Raw genomic sequence first — 13,026 nt, forward strand, 5'->3', positions numbered from 1 at the left:
GCCAGCGCCAAGCCCAGCGCCAGCCCGCCGGCGGCCGCCAGCAGCAGCCGCCCGCGCGCCGCTTCCGTATCCGCCGCCACGGCCCGCGCCGCGGCGGCGCCCAGCGCGACGAAGCCGCCGACCTGCAGCGCGGTGCCGAACGCCCGCCACGGCTCCAGCGCCCAGAGCGCGGTCAGCGCCGCCCAGCCGAACAATGCCAGGGCCGCCCAGGCCGCCGCACCGGACGGCCAGGGCCAGGCGCCGAAGCGGCGGCGATGCGCCACCACGCAGAGCAGCAGGGCAATGGTGGCGATCGGCGCCAGCGCCTTGGATTGCAGCACCCCGATGGCAGGGGCGACCGCCAGTGCCACGGCGAGCGGAAGGCTGCCGCTGCGGGGCGCCGTGACCACGTCCAAACCACACACTCCGCCATCGGGAGGGGGCTTTGCCCCTCCCGAACCCACTTCACCCGGGAACCCATCAACGATGCGCCGCATCGTTGATGGGACCCGCATTGGCCGAAAGGCCTTTGGAAACCGCGAGGCTCAGACCGGAGCGATGGCCTCGCGCCGCAGCTCCACCGTCAGCTCGTCCAGCGCCTTGCCGACGCGGTCGAGCATCTCGTCGATCTCGGGCTCGGTGATGATCAGCGGCGGGGAGAAGCCCATGCTGTCGTTCGTCATCGCCCGCATGATGACGCCGTGCTTTTCCGCCAGCTTGGTCAGCCGCGGGCCGACCTTCTTCGCCGGGTCGAAATTCTTCGCGCCCGCCTTGTCCTCGACCAGCTCCACGGCGGCGACCAGGCCGACGCCGCGCACCTCGCCGACCAGCGGATGGCCCGCGAAGCGCTCCCGCAGCTGCGCCTGCATGTAGGGCCCGACCTTGCGGACATGGCCGAGCATGTCGACCTCGTCGTAGATCTTCAGCGTCTCGATCGCCACCGCCGCCGGCACCGGATGGCCGGAATAGGTGAAGCCATGGCCCCAGGTGCCGACGGTGGACGACCCCTCGGCGATGCCCTGGAACACCCGCTCGCTCACCATCACCGCCGAGATCGGCAGATAGGCCGCGGACAGCGCCTTGGCGCAGACCAGGATGTCCGGCTGGATGTTGAAGGTCTGGCTGCCCCAGTAATTGCCGGTGCGGAAGAAGCCGGCGATCACCTCGTCGACGCAAAACAGGATGTCGTGCCTGCGCAGCACGGCCTGCACCTTCTCGAAATAGGTGGGGGGCGGGATGATGACGCCGCCGGCGCCCATGAAGGGCTCGGCATAGAAGGCGCAGATCGTCTCCGCGCCCTCGCGCAGGATCACCTCCTCCAGCTCATTGGCCAGGCGGGTGGCGAAATCCTCCTCGGACTCGCCGGGCTTCGCGTTGTGGTAGTGGTGCGGCGTGCCGACATGGATGAAGCCCGGCAGCGGCAGGTCGAACAGCCGGTGGTTCGCCGGCAGGCCCGTGAGGCTCGCGCTGGCCAGCGTGATGCCGTGATAGCCCTTCAGCCGGGAGATGATCTTCTTCTTCTCCGGCTTGCCGATGGCGTTGTGCATGTACCACAGCATCTTGATGACGCTGTCGTTGGCCTCGGACCCGCTGTTGGCGAAGAACACCTTGCTCATCGGCGCCGGTGCCCGCTCGATCAGCATCTCCGCCAGGTCCACCATCGGCTCGTGCGACTTGCCGGTGAAGGAATGGTAGAAGGGCAGCTTGCGCATCTGCTCGGCGGCGGCGTTCACCAGCCGCTCGTTGTCGAAGCCGAGGCTGGCGCACCAGAGCCCCGCCACGCTCTCGATGTAGTCCTTGCCCTGGTCGTCATAGACCTTCACGCCCTTGCCGCGGTTGATCACCAGCGGGCCGTTGACGAGGTGCGCCTTGTGGTCGGTGTAGGGGTGCAGCGCATAGGCGATGTCGCGGGCGGCAGTCGAATTGCGGGGCGGGGTCATCGGCCGGGCCTTCTCCTTCAGTCGCCCCACTGTGCCAGTATTGCCCGCCGCGCCCAAGCCCGCCGCGCGCATGTCACCTTCCTACGGCAGCCGGCCACCGCAGCCGGTGGACGCCCCGGCGCGGCGCGGGCATGGTCCGGCCCGCCAGAGGATGGGGTGTTCGGCCATGAAACGGATCGGGATGCGCGGCGCCGGCCGCCGGGCGATGCTGGCGGCGCCGCTGCTGGCCCTGGCGGCGCCAGGCCTCGCCCGTGCCCAGATCCGCCGCCATGAGCTTGGCGCGCTGGCCCTGCCGGTGAAGCAGGACGACACGGTGGCGCCGGGCACCAGGCGGGACGTGCTGCTGCGCTGGGGCGACCGCGTGGCCTTCGACGCCCCGGCCTGGGACCCGCGCCGGCCCGACCCGGACGGTGCCGCGGCGCAATTCGGCTGGGATGCACGGGTCGCCGGCATCGCCGTGCCGCAGCAGCAGGCGGCGGACGGCATCCCGCGCGCGGTGCTGGCGGTGGTGCATCCGACGGTCAACCCCGCCTTCGCCTTCCCCGGCGGGCAGGACCAGCCCTCGGCGGCGGCTTCCATGCAGGGCGCGTCCCTGCTGAACCTGGAAAAGCAGGGCCCGCGCTGGGTGGTGGTGGATGGCGGCTTCCAGAGCCGCCGGCTCTCGGCCGGGACGCTCTGCCGCGTCTCCGGCCCGGCCGGCCAGGGCAGCGTGCGCGGCGTGCTGGGCCTGGCCGGCGGCTGCGTCACGCCCTGGGGGACGCTGCTGCTGGCGGAAGGCGACCCCGCCGCCTGGCTGGCCCGGCTGGCGCCGCTGGATGCGCGGTTCCGCGACCCCGCCGGCTTCGGCTGGGTGGTGGAGCTGAACCCCTTCGACCCGCAATCCCTGCCGGTGAAGCGCGGCGCGCTGGGCCGCTTCGCGCATGGCGACGTGGCGGCGGCGCTGACCCGCGACGGCAGGGCGGTGGTGTACCTGACCGACCGGCGGCCGGCCGGCTTCCTGCTGCGCTTCGTCTCGGCCGGGCCGGCGACGGCCGAGGATGCGCTGGATGCCGGCACATTCTCCGTCGCGCGGATCGAGCGTGACCGCTGCACTTGGGTGCGGCTGCCGGCCGGCGCCCCCGACCCGGTGGCGGCGGCGGCGCAGGCGGGCGGCAGCCCCCTGGACGGGCCGGCGGGGCTGGGCCTCGATCCCTCCCGGCCGCGGCTGCTGCTGGCCTGCCATGGCAGCCCGGCGCGGCCGGCCGGGCATGTCATCGAACTGACCGCCGACAACAACGATGACGGCGCCGACACCGCCCGCGCCGCGCTGCTCTTCGCCGCCGGCGACCCGCGCAGCGCCGAGGCCGGCTATGGCCGCGCCGGCCTGCCGCCGGGCAGCGCTTGGCCGGAGAACCCGGATACCGTGACGGTGGATGCGCGCGGCCGCGCCTGGATCGGCACCGACCGCGGCGGGCGGGTGGGTCCGCAGGCGGAAGGCCTCTATGCCTGCGACCTGGACGGCCCGGGGCGCGGCGTGCCGCTGCCCATCTACGGCGCGCCGCGCGCCGCCTCGATCGGCGGGGCGGCGCTGACGCCGGACGGGGAGGCGCTGTTCACCGCCGCCCGGCACCCCGGCGCCGAGCCGGGCGGGAGCTTCGAGCGGCCCTCCACCCGCTGGCCGGAATTCCGCGCCGGCCTGCCGCCGCGCAGCACGCTGCTGGGCCTGCAGCGCGCGGCGGGCGGCCCGGTGGGGGGCTGACCGGCGAGGCCGTCCAAGGCATCCGGGCGTCCCGCTCGCAGCGCGCCCGGCGGGCGCGACGGCCTGCGGAGGCGTAGGCAGCCGCCGCCGCGGCGGCTGCCCGTGATGCCGGCCGGCATGATCATCCCGCCTGGCGCGCGGCCGTCACAGCGTCGGCACGCTGCGCCGACCCGCGCGCAAGGCGGGTCGGCGGACGCCGGGGCGTCCGCACGCCGGTCTCAGGCGGGCTGCGGCGGGGCGTAGATCTGGCCGCCGTCGTTGCGGAACCGCTCGGCCATCTCCTCCATGCCCTTCTCCGCCGCGGCGCGGATGTCCTGGCTGATCTTCATGGAGCAGAATTTCGGCCCGCACATCGAACAGAAATGCGCCAGCTTGGCGCCTTCCGCCGGCAGCGTCTGATCGTGGAATTTCTCCGCCGTCTCGGGGTCGAGGCTGAGGTTGAACTGGTCTCGCCAGCGGAACTCGAAGCGCGCCCGGGACAGCGCATCGTCCCGCAGCTTGGCCGCCGGATGCCCCTTCGCCAGGTCGGCGGCATGCGCCGCGATCTTGTAGGTGATGACGCCGGTCTTCACATCGTCCCGGTCCGGCAGGCCGAGATGCTCCTTCGGCGTGACGTAGCAGAGCATGGCGGTGCCGAACCACCCGATCATCGCCGCGCCGATGCCGGAGGTGATGTGGTCGTAGCCCGGCGCGATGTCGGTCGTGAGCGGGCCGAGGGTGTAGAAGGGCGCCTCGCCGCAGACCGCGAGCTGCTTGTCCATGTTCTCCTTGATCTTGTGCATGGGAACATGCCCAGGCCCTTCGATCATCACCTGGCAGTCGTGCTTCCAGGCGATCTGCGTCAGCTCGCCCAGCGTTTCCAGCTCGGCGAATTGCGCGGCGTCGTTGGCATCGGCGATGCTGCCCGGCCGCAGCCCGTCGCCCAGCGAGAAGCTGACGTCATAGGCCCGCATGATCTCGCAGATCTCGTCGAAGCGCTCATACAGGAAGCTCTCGCGGTGATGCGCCAGGCACCACTTCGCCATGATCGAGCCGCCGCGGGAGACGATTCCGGTGACGCGCTTCGCGGTCAGCGGGATGTAGGGCAGCCGCACGCCGGCATGGATGGTGAAGTAGTCCACCCCCTGCTCGGCCTGCTCGATCAGCGTGTCGCGGAAGATCTCCCAGGTCAGGTCCTCGGCACGGCCGCCGACCTTCTCCAGCGCCTGGTAGATCGGCACCGTGCCGATCGGGACGGGGCTGTTGCGGATGATCCATTCCCGCGTGGTGTGGATGTTCCGCCCGGTGCTGAGGTCCATCACCGTGTCGGCGCCCCAGCGGATCGCCCAGACCAGCTTGTCCACCTCCTCCCCCACCGAGGACCAGACTGCGCTGTTGCCGATATTGGCGTTGATCTTCACCAGGAAGTTCCGGCCGATCGCCATCGGCTCGATTTCCGGGTGGTTGATGTTGGCCGGGATGATGGCGCGGCCGCGCGCCACCTCGTCACGGACGAATTCCGGCGTGACGTAGTCGGGGATGGCGGCGCCGAAATCCTCGCCATCGCGCGCCGCGGCCTCGTGCAGCCTCTCGCGGCCCAGGTTCTCCCGGATGGCGACGTATTCCATCTCGGGCGTCACGATGCCGGCCCGGGCATAGGCCATCTGCGTCGGCGCGGCGCCCGGCTTTGCCCGCAGCGGGCGGCGGCCGGCGCGGTCGAAGACCGGCACGCGGCGCGCCTCGCCCGCCTTCAGCCCGTCATCCTCCGGCTTCGGCTCCCGGCCGTCATAGGCCTGCACATCGCCGCGCGCCGCGATCCAGGCTTGGCGCAGGGCCGGCAGCCCGGCGCGGATATCGGTCCGCGCCTCGGGGTCGGTATAGGGGCCGGAGGGATCGTAGACCCGCAGCGGCGCCTCGCCGCCGCCGACCGCGATCTCGCGCATCGCCACGCGCAGGTCCGGGTGCAGCGCGCCGGGCACATGCACCTTGCGCGAGGCAGGGAGCGGGCCGGTGGTGACCTTCGGCAGGTCGGGGGGCAGGGAATCGGGCATTCTGGACCTCCTCCAACACAGGAGATCCGGGGGTGCGGATGCGCGGGGTGGGCAGACGACCCCCACGTGGGCGCTGCCCGAGACGTTCCTCTCCCTACGCCGGCATGACCCGGATCAGGTTCGAAGGGTCAGCGCGACGAAGCGCTATCTCAGCCCCTGCGGGAGCCCCCCTGGAACGCGCGGGAGGGTGCGGCCGGTGGCTGGCGCTGTCAACGCGCCGTCGCGGGGCGGAACCACCCCTGGATGGCACGCGGAGGGGCGGCATCTGGATCGGGGCACGATGCCTGGGGCCGGCCAGGCATGCCCGGCCGCCGCGACGGCGCTTGCGGGATCCGCCCGGCCATGCCGGGGGATGCTGCGGGCCGCCTGCGATCGGCGGCCATCGCCCGCGGCCGGTCTGCCGCCCCCCACGGCCTGGCGCGATGCGCTCGCGCGGAGGGCCGACCGCGCCGGAACCGGAGCAGAAAGGGGCATGGCTGCGGGGATCACCGGGCCGGCACATCGGCCGGCCCCGGGCGTCAGGCCGGTTCGCGGGTTTCCGGCTGCGGCCCGTCATACTCCGGCTCGTTGCCCTCCAGGGCATGGCCGTTCATCTGGCCGTTCATCTCGTTGGTCTGGTCGCCACCCGGCCCGTCGGCGCCGTCGCCCGGGTCGGAACTCTGCTGGAAGCGGCGGGGCTGGTGCTGGCCGTCCCGCTGCTGCTGCGCCTGGTTCATGGCGTTCAGGATGCGGAAATAGTGCTCGGCGTGCTGGAAATACCCCTCCGCCATCACCCGGTCGCCGGAGCTGGTCGCGTCGCGCCCGAGCTGCAGGTACTTCTCGAAGAGCTGCTGGGCAGTGCCCCGCAGCCGCATGTCCGGACCGTTCGAGTCGAAGACATGGTTGCGGTTCATCGGCTGGTGGCCGGACTGGCGGAACTGGCCGCCGCCCCCACCGCCGCCGCCACCCCCACCGCCACCACCATGCCGGTGGTTGCGGCCGCGCATGCGTTTCATGTTCATCGGTATTGCGTCTGCCGTCTCGCAGGTGGCCCGCGCCGCCCGCCCCCTTCGCAGGGGTGCGCACGGCAAAAGCGGTGGATATGATCCAAAGCATTGCGGCCGGCAGGGGAGCAACCAGGGCGCCCACAGCCTGTCCGCAGTCCGTACCCACGCGCCAAGGCGGCGGGGCGCACCCGTCCGCCCGCGAGGGCCGAAGGGCAAGCTAGCCCCAGCGCGCCGGCCCGCCAATGGGTTTTTTCGCGGGCCTGCTCCGCGCCATGGGCCGGCGCCGGCGCCCCGCCGCGGAATGCAGCCGTGGCGTCGGCGTGGGGACCGGGCGGCGGAGCCGCGCCCGCATGGCCGGGGCTGCGACCAGGCCGGCGCGGGACCCTGCCCTGCCGGCCCGGATCCGGCGCGGCGACCGGCGAATCCGCGCCCCGCCGCGGGCCGGAGCAGATCGCGGCGGGGCGTGTCGCTGCGGCCGCGGGACCCCGCACCGCCGATTTCAGGACGACGCAGGTTCACCGCCCGATCGGGCAGGCAGCCCGCGCCACCGGGGCAGGCCGGCCGACGCGACGGCAGCGCCGCCCGCGGTCAGGCGGCGCCGAGCACCAGGGCGCGCGGGATGCCGCCCAGGTCGGGCCGGCATGCCAGACACCGCAGCCCCGCCGCGGCGGCCAGCGCGGTCACCGCCTCCTCCTGCCCCTGGCCCAGTTCCAGCACCGCCCGGCCGCCGGGGGCCAGCAGCCCGGGCAGCGCCGCGGCGATGGCCCGGTAGGCCTCCAGCCCATCCGCCCCGCCGTCGAGGGCCGAGGCGGGCTCATGCCGCGCCACCTCCGGCATCAGGCCGGGGATGGCGGCGGACTCGATGTAGGGCGGGTTGGACAGCACCAGGTCGAAGCGGCCGGCGACGGGGGCCGCCCAGTCGGCCACGGCGAAGGCCGCTCGCCCGCCGAGGCCGAGGCGCGCGGCATTCGCCCGCGCCAGGGCCGCCGCCGCCGGCACGCGGTCGAGGCCGAGGCCGGTGGCCGCCGGGAATTCGCTCAGCGCCGCCAGCAGCAGGCAGCCCGTGCCGGTGCCGAGGTCGAGCACCCGCCGCACCGCGCCACGGTCGGGGAAGGCCTCCAGCGCCGCCTCGACCAGCGCTTCCGAATCCGCCCGCGGGATGAGGGTGGCGGGGGAGACGGCGAAGGGCAGCGACCAGAATTCCTGGCAGCCCAGCAGATGCGCCACCGGCGCATGGTCCAGCCGCCGGCGCAGCAGGTCGCCGAAGCGGGCGGCGGCGCCGGGCGGGACGGCGGCGCGCGGGTCACGCAGCAGGTCCTCCTGCCGGCAGCCCAGGGCATGCGCCAGCAGCAGCCGCGCCTCCAGCCGGGGCGAGTCGATGGCGGCCGCCCGCAGGTGCTGCCCGGCCCGGCAGAGGAAGAAGCCGACCGTGCCGGCGGGGTCGGCGCAGGCCGGGGTCATGCGGCGCCGGGCACGCCCGGGCGCCAGCGCCGGCCGCCCCGGCGGCTCATTCGCCCTCCGCCGCCAGCCGCGCCGCCTCGTCCTCGGCCGTCAGCGCATCGATGATCTCGTCGAACTCGCCCAGCATGACGCGGTCGATCTTGTGCAGCGTCAGGCCGATCCGGTGGTCGGTCACCCGCCCCTGCGGGAAATTATAGGTGCGGATCCGCTCGCTGCGGTCGCCGGTGCCGACCTGGCCGCGGCGGTCGGCGGCGCGGGTGGCGGCCAGGCGCGCCCGCTCGGCCTCGAAGATGCGGGCGCGCAGCACCTTCATCGCCTTCGCCTTGTTCTTGTGCTGGCTCTTCTCCTCCTGCATCGCCACCACCGTCCCGGTGGGCAGGTGGGTGATGCGGACGGCGCTGTCGGTCTTGTTCACATGCTGGCCGCCGGCGCCGGAGGCGCGGTAGGTGTCGATCCGCAGGTCGGCGTCGTTGATCTGCACATCCACCTCCTCCGCCTCCGGCATGATGGCCACGGTGACGGTGGAGGTGTGGATGCGGCCCTGCGTCTCGGTCGCCGGCACCCGCTGCACGCGGTGCACGCCGCTTTCGTATTTGAGGCGGGCGAAGACGCCGCGGCCGGCGATCTCGGCGACCGCGCCCTTCACGCCGCCCAGGTCGCTCTCGTCATAGTCCATCACCTCGAAGCGCCAGCGCCGCGCCTCGGCATGGCGCTGATAGGCGCGGAACAGCTCGGCGGCGAAGAGCGCGGCCTCGTCGCCGCCGGCGGCGGGGCGGATCTCCAGGATGGCGCTGCGCTCGTCGGCCGAATCCTTCGGCAGCAGCATCAGGCGCACCTCGCGCTCCAGCCGCGGCACGGCCTCCTTCTGGGCGAGGTACTCGTCCTCGGCCAGCTCGCGCAGCTCGGGGTCGGCCAGCATGGCCTCCGCCTCGTCGCGGGCGCGCTCGGCGGCGCGTAGCGCCTCCACCTTCTCGACCAGCGGCTCCAGCTCCGACAGCTCCTTCGACAGGGCGCCGAACTGGCTGCCCTCGGCGGTGGAGAGCAGGTGCTTCAGCTCCTCCGCCCGGGTCAGGACGCGGTCCAGCTTCTCCGAGAGGCTCACCGCTGCTCCCCGTCCTCCGCATCCTCGTCCCCGGCGCCGAATTCCTCCTCCAGCACCAGGTTCAGCATGGCCTGCGCCGCGCTCTCGACGACGCCGGTCTCGGCCAGGGCCCGCAGCAGGTCGGTCAGCGGCACGCGGTGCTGGCTGCCATCCTCGAGATTCTTCACCACCGCCATGCCGTCCGCCAGTTCGTCATCGCCCAGGATGACGGCGGCGCCGGCACTGACCTTGTTCGCGCGTTCCATCCGGCGCTTGGTGTTGCCCTTGTAGGCGATCTCGGCAACCACGCCGTGCTCACGCAGCGATTGCAGCACGTTGATCGCCGGCGCCTCCGCCGCCTCCCCCACCGGGATGATGGCCACGGGGCGCGGCGCCGGCGGGGTGAGGTCGCCGGCCTCCAGCAGCAGGGACAGGCGCTCCACCCCCGCCGCCCAGCCGACCGAGGGGGTGGGCGGGCCGCCCATCTCCTCCACCAGCCCGTTGTAGCGGCCGCCGCCCATCACCGTGCCCTGGGCGCCCAGCCGGTCCGTGACGAATTCGAAGGCGGTGTGGCTGTAGTAGTCGAGCCCCCGCACGATCCGCGGGTTTTCCCGGAAGGGCACGCCGAAGGCGGCGAGGTGGCGCTTCACCGCGGCGTAGAAGCCGGCCGCTTCCTCCGTCAGGTGCTCCAGGATGGTCGGCGCGCCGGCGACCAACGCCCTGTCCTTCGGGTCCTTGCTGTCGACGATGCGGAGCGGGTTCTTCTCGAGCCGCGCCTGGCTCTCCGCCGACAGCGCATCCCGGTGCCGGGTGAAATAGGCGACCAGCGCGGCGCGATAGGCATCGCGGCTCGGCCCGTCGCCCAGGGTGTTGATCTCGAGGACCGTGCCCTCCTCGATGCCGAGTTCCTGCTGGATGTGCCAGCCGCAGGCGATGACCTCGGCATCCGCCAGCGGCTCGGCGGCGCCCAGCACCTCGATCCCGATCTGGTGGAATTGCCGGTAGCGGCCCTTCTGCGGCCGCTCGTAGCGGAACATCGGCCCGGCATAGAAGACCTTGCGCGGCAGGTTCGCCTGGGTGAGGCCGTTGCTGACCAGGGCGCGGCAGACGCCGGCGGTGTTCTCCGGCCGCAGGGTCACGCTCTCGCCGCCCCGGTCCTCGAAGGAATACATCTCCTTCGACACGACGTCGGAGGTGTCGCCCAGGCCGCGCGAGAACACGCGGGTGTCCTCGAAGATCGGGGTGGCCCATTCCTCGAAGCCGTAGAGGGTGGCGATCCGCCGCGCCGTCTCGATGACATGGTGGTGCCGGCGGAACTCGGCGCCGATCAGGTCATGCGTGCCGCGGGCGGGCTGGAGCGGGGCTTGGGCCATGGGGGCGGTTTGCCGCGCGCCGCGACGGGCGGCAAGGGTCCATACCGGCCAGCACGAATGCTGGCCGGTCTGATTGTTGCGTTTGGCGCGCCGCCGCCACGCCGGGTCCCCGTCGCAGCAATGCTGCGACGGGGACCCGGCAACCCTGCGCGCGATACCGGCCTGCGGACGTCAGGAGGTCTGCCGGCCGGTATCAGGGGCGATCAGGATGAGGTCGGGGAAATCGGTGCGGTAACGCCGGGGATCGCGGGTCAGCAGCGGTCCGCCACCCACGGCCGCATCGGCCCCGATGAAGAAGTCAGGCAGGACGCCGGACCGCTGTCCGCCGCGCCGCCGATAGGCCAGGTGCGTCCGCGCGGCGAGGACGAGGGCCTCAGGCGGGGACCGCCCGACGACGATCCCGAGGAGGCCGAGGAACGCGTCCAGCTCGGCCGGGCGCCCGAAGCTGGCCGAGACTTCGGCGTAGACGATGTCGTTGATCCGCAACGGGCCACGCGCCGCCGCCTCGGCCATCCGGTCGCGGGACCAGTCCGCCCAGCCCGGCTGGGCATGGGCGATGTCGAGCAGAAGATTGGTATCGACCCAGGTCAAAGATCCTCGCGCTCGCCGCGCAGCAGCAGCATGATCTCATCCGTCGTCATGCCCTTGAGCGCGGTCGCGGACCCCATGGCCTGCGCGAAGGGGTCGGGCTTCGCACCGCCCTCGTCCGCTTTCTGCAGAACCACCCGCCCGTCCGGCTGCGGCACGAACTCCACCCGGCTCCCCGGCGCCAGCCCCAGCCGGTCGCGGATCGGCTTCGGGATGGTGACCTGACCCTTCACGGTCACGGGCATGCCCATGGCGGTAATACCTCACTGCGCACCGGTATTACCTAGGGATCTGACCGGCCCCGGGCAAGCGCCTTCAGCGCACCGCGAGCGTCAGGGCCAGGAACAGCAGCAGGTTCACCCCGGCCAGCACGCCCAGGCGGCGGATGGCCGTGTCCCGCCGCGCCAGGTCCTCGTCCAGCCCCGGCACCGGGTGCCGGCCCAGCATCCCGACCAGCAGGGCGGAGAAGCCGAAGGAGTTCACTCCGCCGCCTGCTGCGCGGCCTCGGCCGCCTTCTTCGCCGCCGCCTCGGCCTCGATCACCGCGGCCTTCTTCTCCACCAGCTCGACCAGGTGCTCGACCATCGCCGCCTCGTCGATGGTGTGGTCGGTCTTGCCCGCGGCATAGACCATGTGCCGGCCGGCGCCGCCGCCGGTCAGGCCGATATCGGTCATCAGCGCCTCGCCCGGGCCGTTCACCACGCAGCCGATGATGGACAGCGTCAGCGGCGTCTCGATATGCGCCAGCCGGTCCTCCAGCGTCGCCACGGTGCGGATCACGTCGAAGCCCTGCCGCGCGCAGGACGGGCAGGAGATGATCTTCACGCCGCGATGCCGGAGGCCGAGCGACTTCAGCATCTCCCAGCCGACATGCACCTCCTCCTCCGGCTCGGCACTCAGCGACACGCGCAGGGTGTCGCCGATGCCGGACCAGAGCAGGTTGCCGAGGCCGATCGCGCTCTTGACCGTCCCCGTCCGCTTCCCGCCCGCCTCGGTGATGCCGATATGCAGCGGGTGGTCGCAGGCCTCGGCCAGCTGCTGGTAGGCGGCGACGGCGAGGAAGACGTCGGACGCCTTCACGCTGATCTTGAACTCGTGGAAATCCTCGTCCTGCAGGTGCGCGGCATGCCACAGCGCGCTCTCGACCAGCGCCTCCGGGTTCGGCTCACCGTACTTCTCCAGCAGGTGCTTCTCCAGGCTGCCGGCATTGACGCCGATGCGGATGGAGCAGCCATGGTCGCGGGCGGCCTTCACGACCTCCTTCACCCGTTCCTTGCTGCCGATATTGCCCGGGTTGATGCGGAGGCAGGCGGCGCCGGCCTGCGCCGCCTCGATCGCGCGGCGATAGTGGAAGTGGATGTCGGCGACGATGGGGACATTCACCTCGCGGACGATCTCATGCAGCGCCGCGGTGCTCTCCGGCGTCGGGACGGATACGCGCACGATGTCGGCGCCGGCCAGCTCGCAGCGGCGGATCTGCGCGATGGTCGCCTGCGCATCCTCGGTCGGCGTGTTGGTCATGGTCTGCACGGTGATCGGCGCGTCGCCGCCGACCACGACCTTCCCCACCCGGATCTGGCGGGACTTCCTCCGGAGGATCTGCTGGTAGGGGCGGTAGCTCATGCGGCAAAGGGTCCCGGGTTTCGGCAGGGGGCACGGCGCGGCCGTGCCCGGTCGCCGCGAATATGGCAGCCCCGGCGGCCGGCCCCAAGCGCCGGCTGCGCCGGGCAGCCCCCCGCTCCGGCCAGGGCCGATGATCCTTCGATGACAGCCAGGGTCGAAGGCCGGCGGCGCGGGCGGCGCAGCGCGAGCGCCGGCGGGGCCGCCCTATTGCGGCGGGGCCGCCGGCGC

12 protein-coding genes and 1 riboswitch are annotated in these 13,026 nt (G+C 72.8%); of the genes, 1 reads left to right on the forward strand and 11 read right to left on the reverse strand.

All coding sequences use genetic code 11. The features are described from left to right. Nucleotides 1-350: hypothetical protein (locus tag E2C05_RS21815; RefSeq protein WP_205082960.1), on the reverse strand; the 350-nt coding region annotated here is incomplete at its 3' end. A 174-nt stretch (nucleotides 351-524) separates the two neighbouring features. Continuing rightward, nucleotides 525-1,919 (reverse strand): aspartate aminotransferase family protein, encoded by a 1,395-nt coding sequence (locus tag E2C05_RS21820; RefSeq protein WP_133221762.1) that lies wholly within the window; start codon nucleotides 1,917-1,919, stop codon nucleotides 525-527. 166 nt (nucleotides 1,920-2,085) lie between these two features. Between E2C05_RS21820 and E2C05_RS21825 the strand changes: the two genes are divergently transcribed. After that, entirely contained in the window at nucleotides 2,086-3,657 is a 1,572-nt protein-coding gene (locus tag E2C05_RS21825; RefSeq protein WP_158292292.1) for a PhoX family protein, read from the forward strand. 218 nt (nucleotides 3,658-3,875) lie between these two features. Here E2C05_RS21825 and thiC read toward each other — a convergent pair whose 3' ends face one another. From thiC to ispG, 9 genes are all read right to left on the reverse strand, one after another. Continuing rightward, on the reverse strand, nucleotides 3,876-5,687 hold the full coding sequence (thiC, locus tag E2C05_RS21830; protein ID WP_133221764.1) for a phosphomethylpyrimidine synthase ThiC: 1,812 nt from the start codon (nucleotides 5,685-5,687) through the stop codon (nucleotides 3,876-3,878). A gap of 73 nt (nucleotides 5,688-5,760) precedes the next feature. After that, nucleotides 5,761-5,869, reverse strand: a riboswitch (TPP riboswitch). Between the two features lie 336 nt (nucleotides 5,870-6,205). Beyond that, nucleotides 6,206-6,688: a DUF4167 domain-containing protein gene (locus E2C05_RS21835; protein ID WP_133221765.1), complete on the reverse strand. Its 483-nt coding sequence runs from the start codon at nucleotides 6,686-6,688 to the stop codon at nucleotides 6,206-6,208. Nucleotides 6,689-7,261: 573 nt separating this feature from the next. Then, nucleotides 7,262-8,134, reverse strand: a complete 873-nt coding sequence (gene prmC, locus E2C05_RS21840; protein WP_133221766.1) for a peptide chain release factor N(5)-glutamine methyltransferase — start codon at nucleotides 8,132-8,134, stop codon at nucleotides 7,262-7,264. Nucleotides 8,135-8,180: 46 nt separating this feature from the next. Next, nucleotides 8,181-9,236, reverse strand: a complete 1,056-nt coding sequence (gene prfA, locus E2C05_RS21845; protein ID WP_133221767.1) for a peptide chain release factor 1 — start codon at nucleotides 9,234-9,236, stop codon at nucleotides 8,181-8,183. Then, entirely contained in the window at nucleotides 9,233-10,588 is a 1,356-nt protein-coding gene (gene hisS / locus E2C05_RS21850) for a histidine--tRNA ligase (protein WP_133221768.1), read from the reverse strand. The genes prfA and hisS overlap by 4 nt, the downstream gene beginning before the upstream one ends. A 171-nt stretch (nucleotides 10,589-10,759) precedes the next feature. After that, the gene (locus tag E2C05_RS21855; RefSeq protein ID WP_133221769.1) at nucleotides 10,760-11,179 is read right to left on the reverse strand and encodes a type II toxin-antitoxin system VapC family toxin; all 420 of its coding nucleotides are present in this window, start codon (nucleotides 11,177-11,179) and stop codon (nucleotides 10,760-10,762) included. Further along, nucleotides 11,176-11,427, reverse strand: coding sequence for an AbrB/MazE/SpoVT family DNA-binding domain-containing protein (locus E2C05_RS21860; protein ID WP_133221770.1), 252 nt, complete (start codon nucleotides 11,425-11,427; stop codon nucleotides 11,176-11,178). The genes E2C05_RS21855 and E2C05_RS21860 overlap by 4 nt, the downstream gene beginning before the upstream one ends. A 64-nt stretch (nucleotides 11,428-11,491) precedes the next feature. Continuing rightward, nucleotides 11,492-11,659, reverse strand: coding sequence for a hypothetical protein (locus tag E2C05_RS33255; protein ID WP_158292293.1), 168 nt, complete (start codon nucleotides 11,657-11,659; stop codon nucleotides 11,492-11,494). Beyond that, nucleotides 11,656-12,798 (reverse strand): flavodoxin-dependent (E)-4-hydroxy-3-methylbut-2-enyl-diphosphate synthase, encoded by a 1,143-nt coding sequence (gene ispG, locus E2C05_RS21865; protein ID WP_133221771.1) that lies wholly within the window; start codon nucleotides 12,796-12,798, stop codon nucleotides 11,656-11,658. Before ispG ends, E2C05_RS33255 begins: the two co-directional genes overlap by 4 nt. Nucleotides 12,799-13,026: the final 228 nt, after the last annotated feature.

The organism is Paracraurococcus ruber, from assembly GCF_004353985.1.
In the GTDB taxonomy this organism is placed as follows: domain Bacteria; phylum Pseudomonadota; class Alphaproteobacteria; order Acetobacterales; family Acetobacteraceae; genus Paracraurococcus; species Paracraurococcus ruber.

Bases quoted from the DNA above. Each gene is read 5' to 3' on its own strand.
- E2C05_RS21825 (WP_158292292.1), top strand. From the start codon at position 2,086: ATGAAACGGATCGGGATGCGCGGCGCCGGCCGCCGGGCGATGCTGGCG.
- hisS (WP_133221768.1), bottom strand. From the start codon at position 10,588: ATGGCCCAAGCCCCGCTCCAGCCCGCCCGCGGCACGCATGACCTGATC.
- E2C05_RS21860 (WP_133221770.1), bottom strand. From the start codon at position 11,427: ATGGGCATGCCCGTGACCGTGAAGGGTCAGGTCACCATCCCGAAGCCG.
- thiC (WP_133221764.1), bottom strand. From the start codon at position 5,687: ATGCCCGATTCCCTGCCCCCCGACCTGCCGAAGGTCACCACCGGCCCG.
- ispG (WP_133221771.1), bottom strand. From the start codon at position 12,798: ATGAGCTACCGCCCCTACCAGCAGATCCTCCGGAGGAAGTCCCGCCAG.
- prmC (WP_133221766.1), bottom strand. From the start codon at position 8,134: ATGACCCCGGCCTGCGCCGACCCCGCCGGCACGGTCGGCTTCTTCCTC.
- E2C05_RS21835 (WP_133221765.1), bottom strand. From the start codon at position 6,688: ATGAACATGAAACGCATGCGCGGCCGCAACCACCGGCATGGTGGTGGC.
- E2C05_RS21820 (WP_133221762.1), bottom strand. From the start codon at position 1,919: ATGACCCCGCCCCGCAATTCGACTGCCGCCCGCGACATCGCCTATGCG.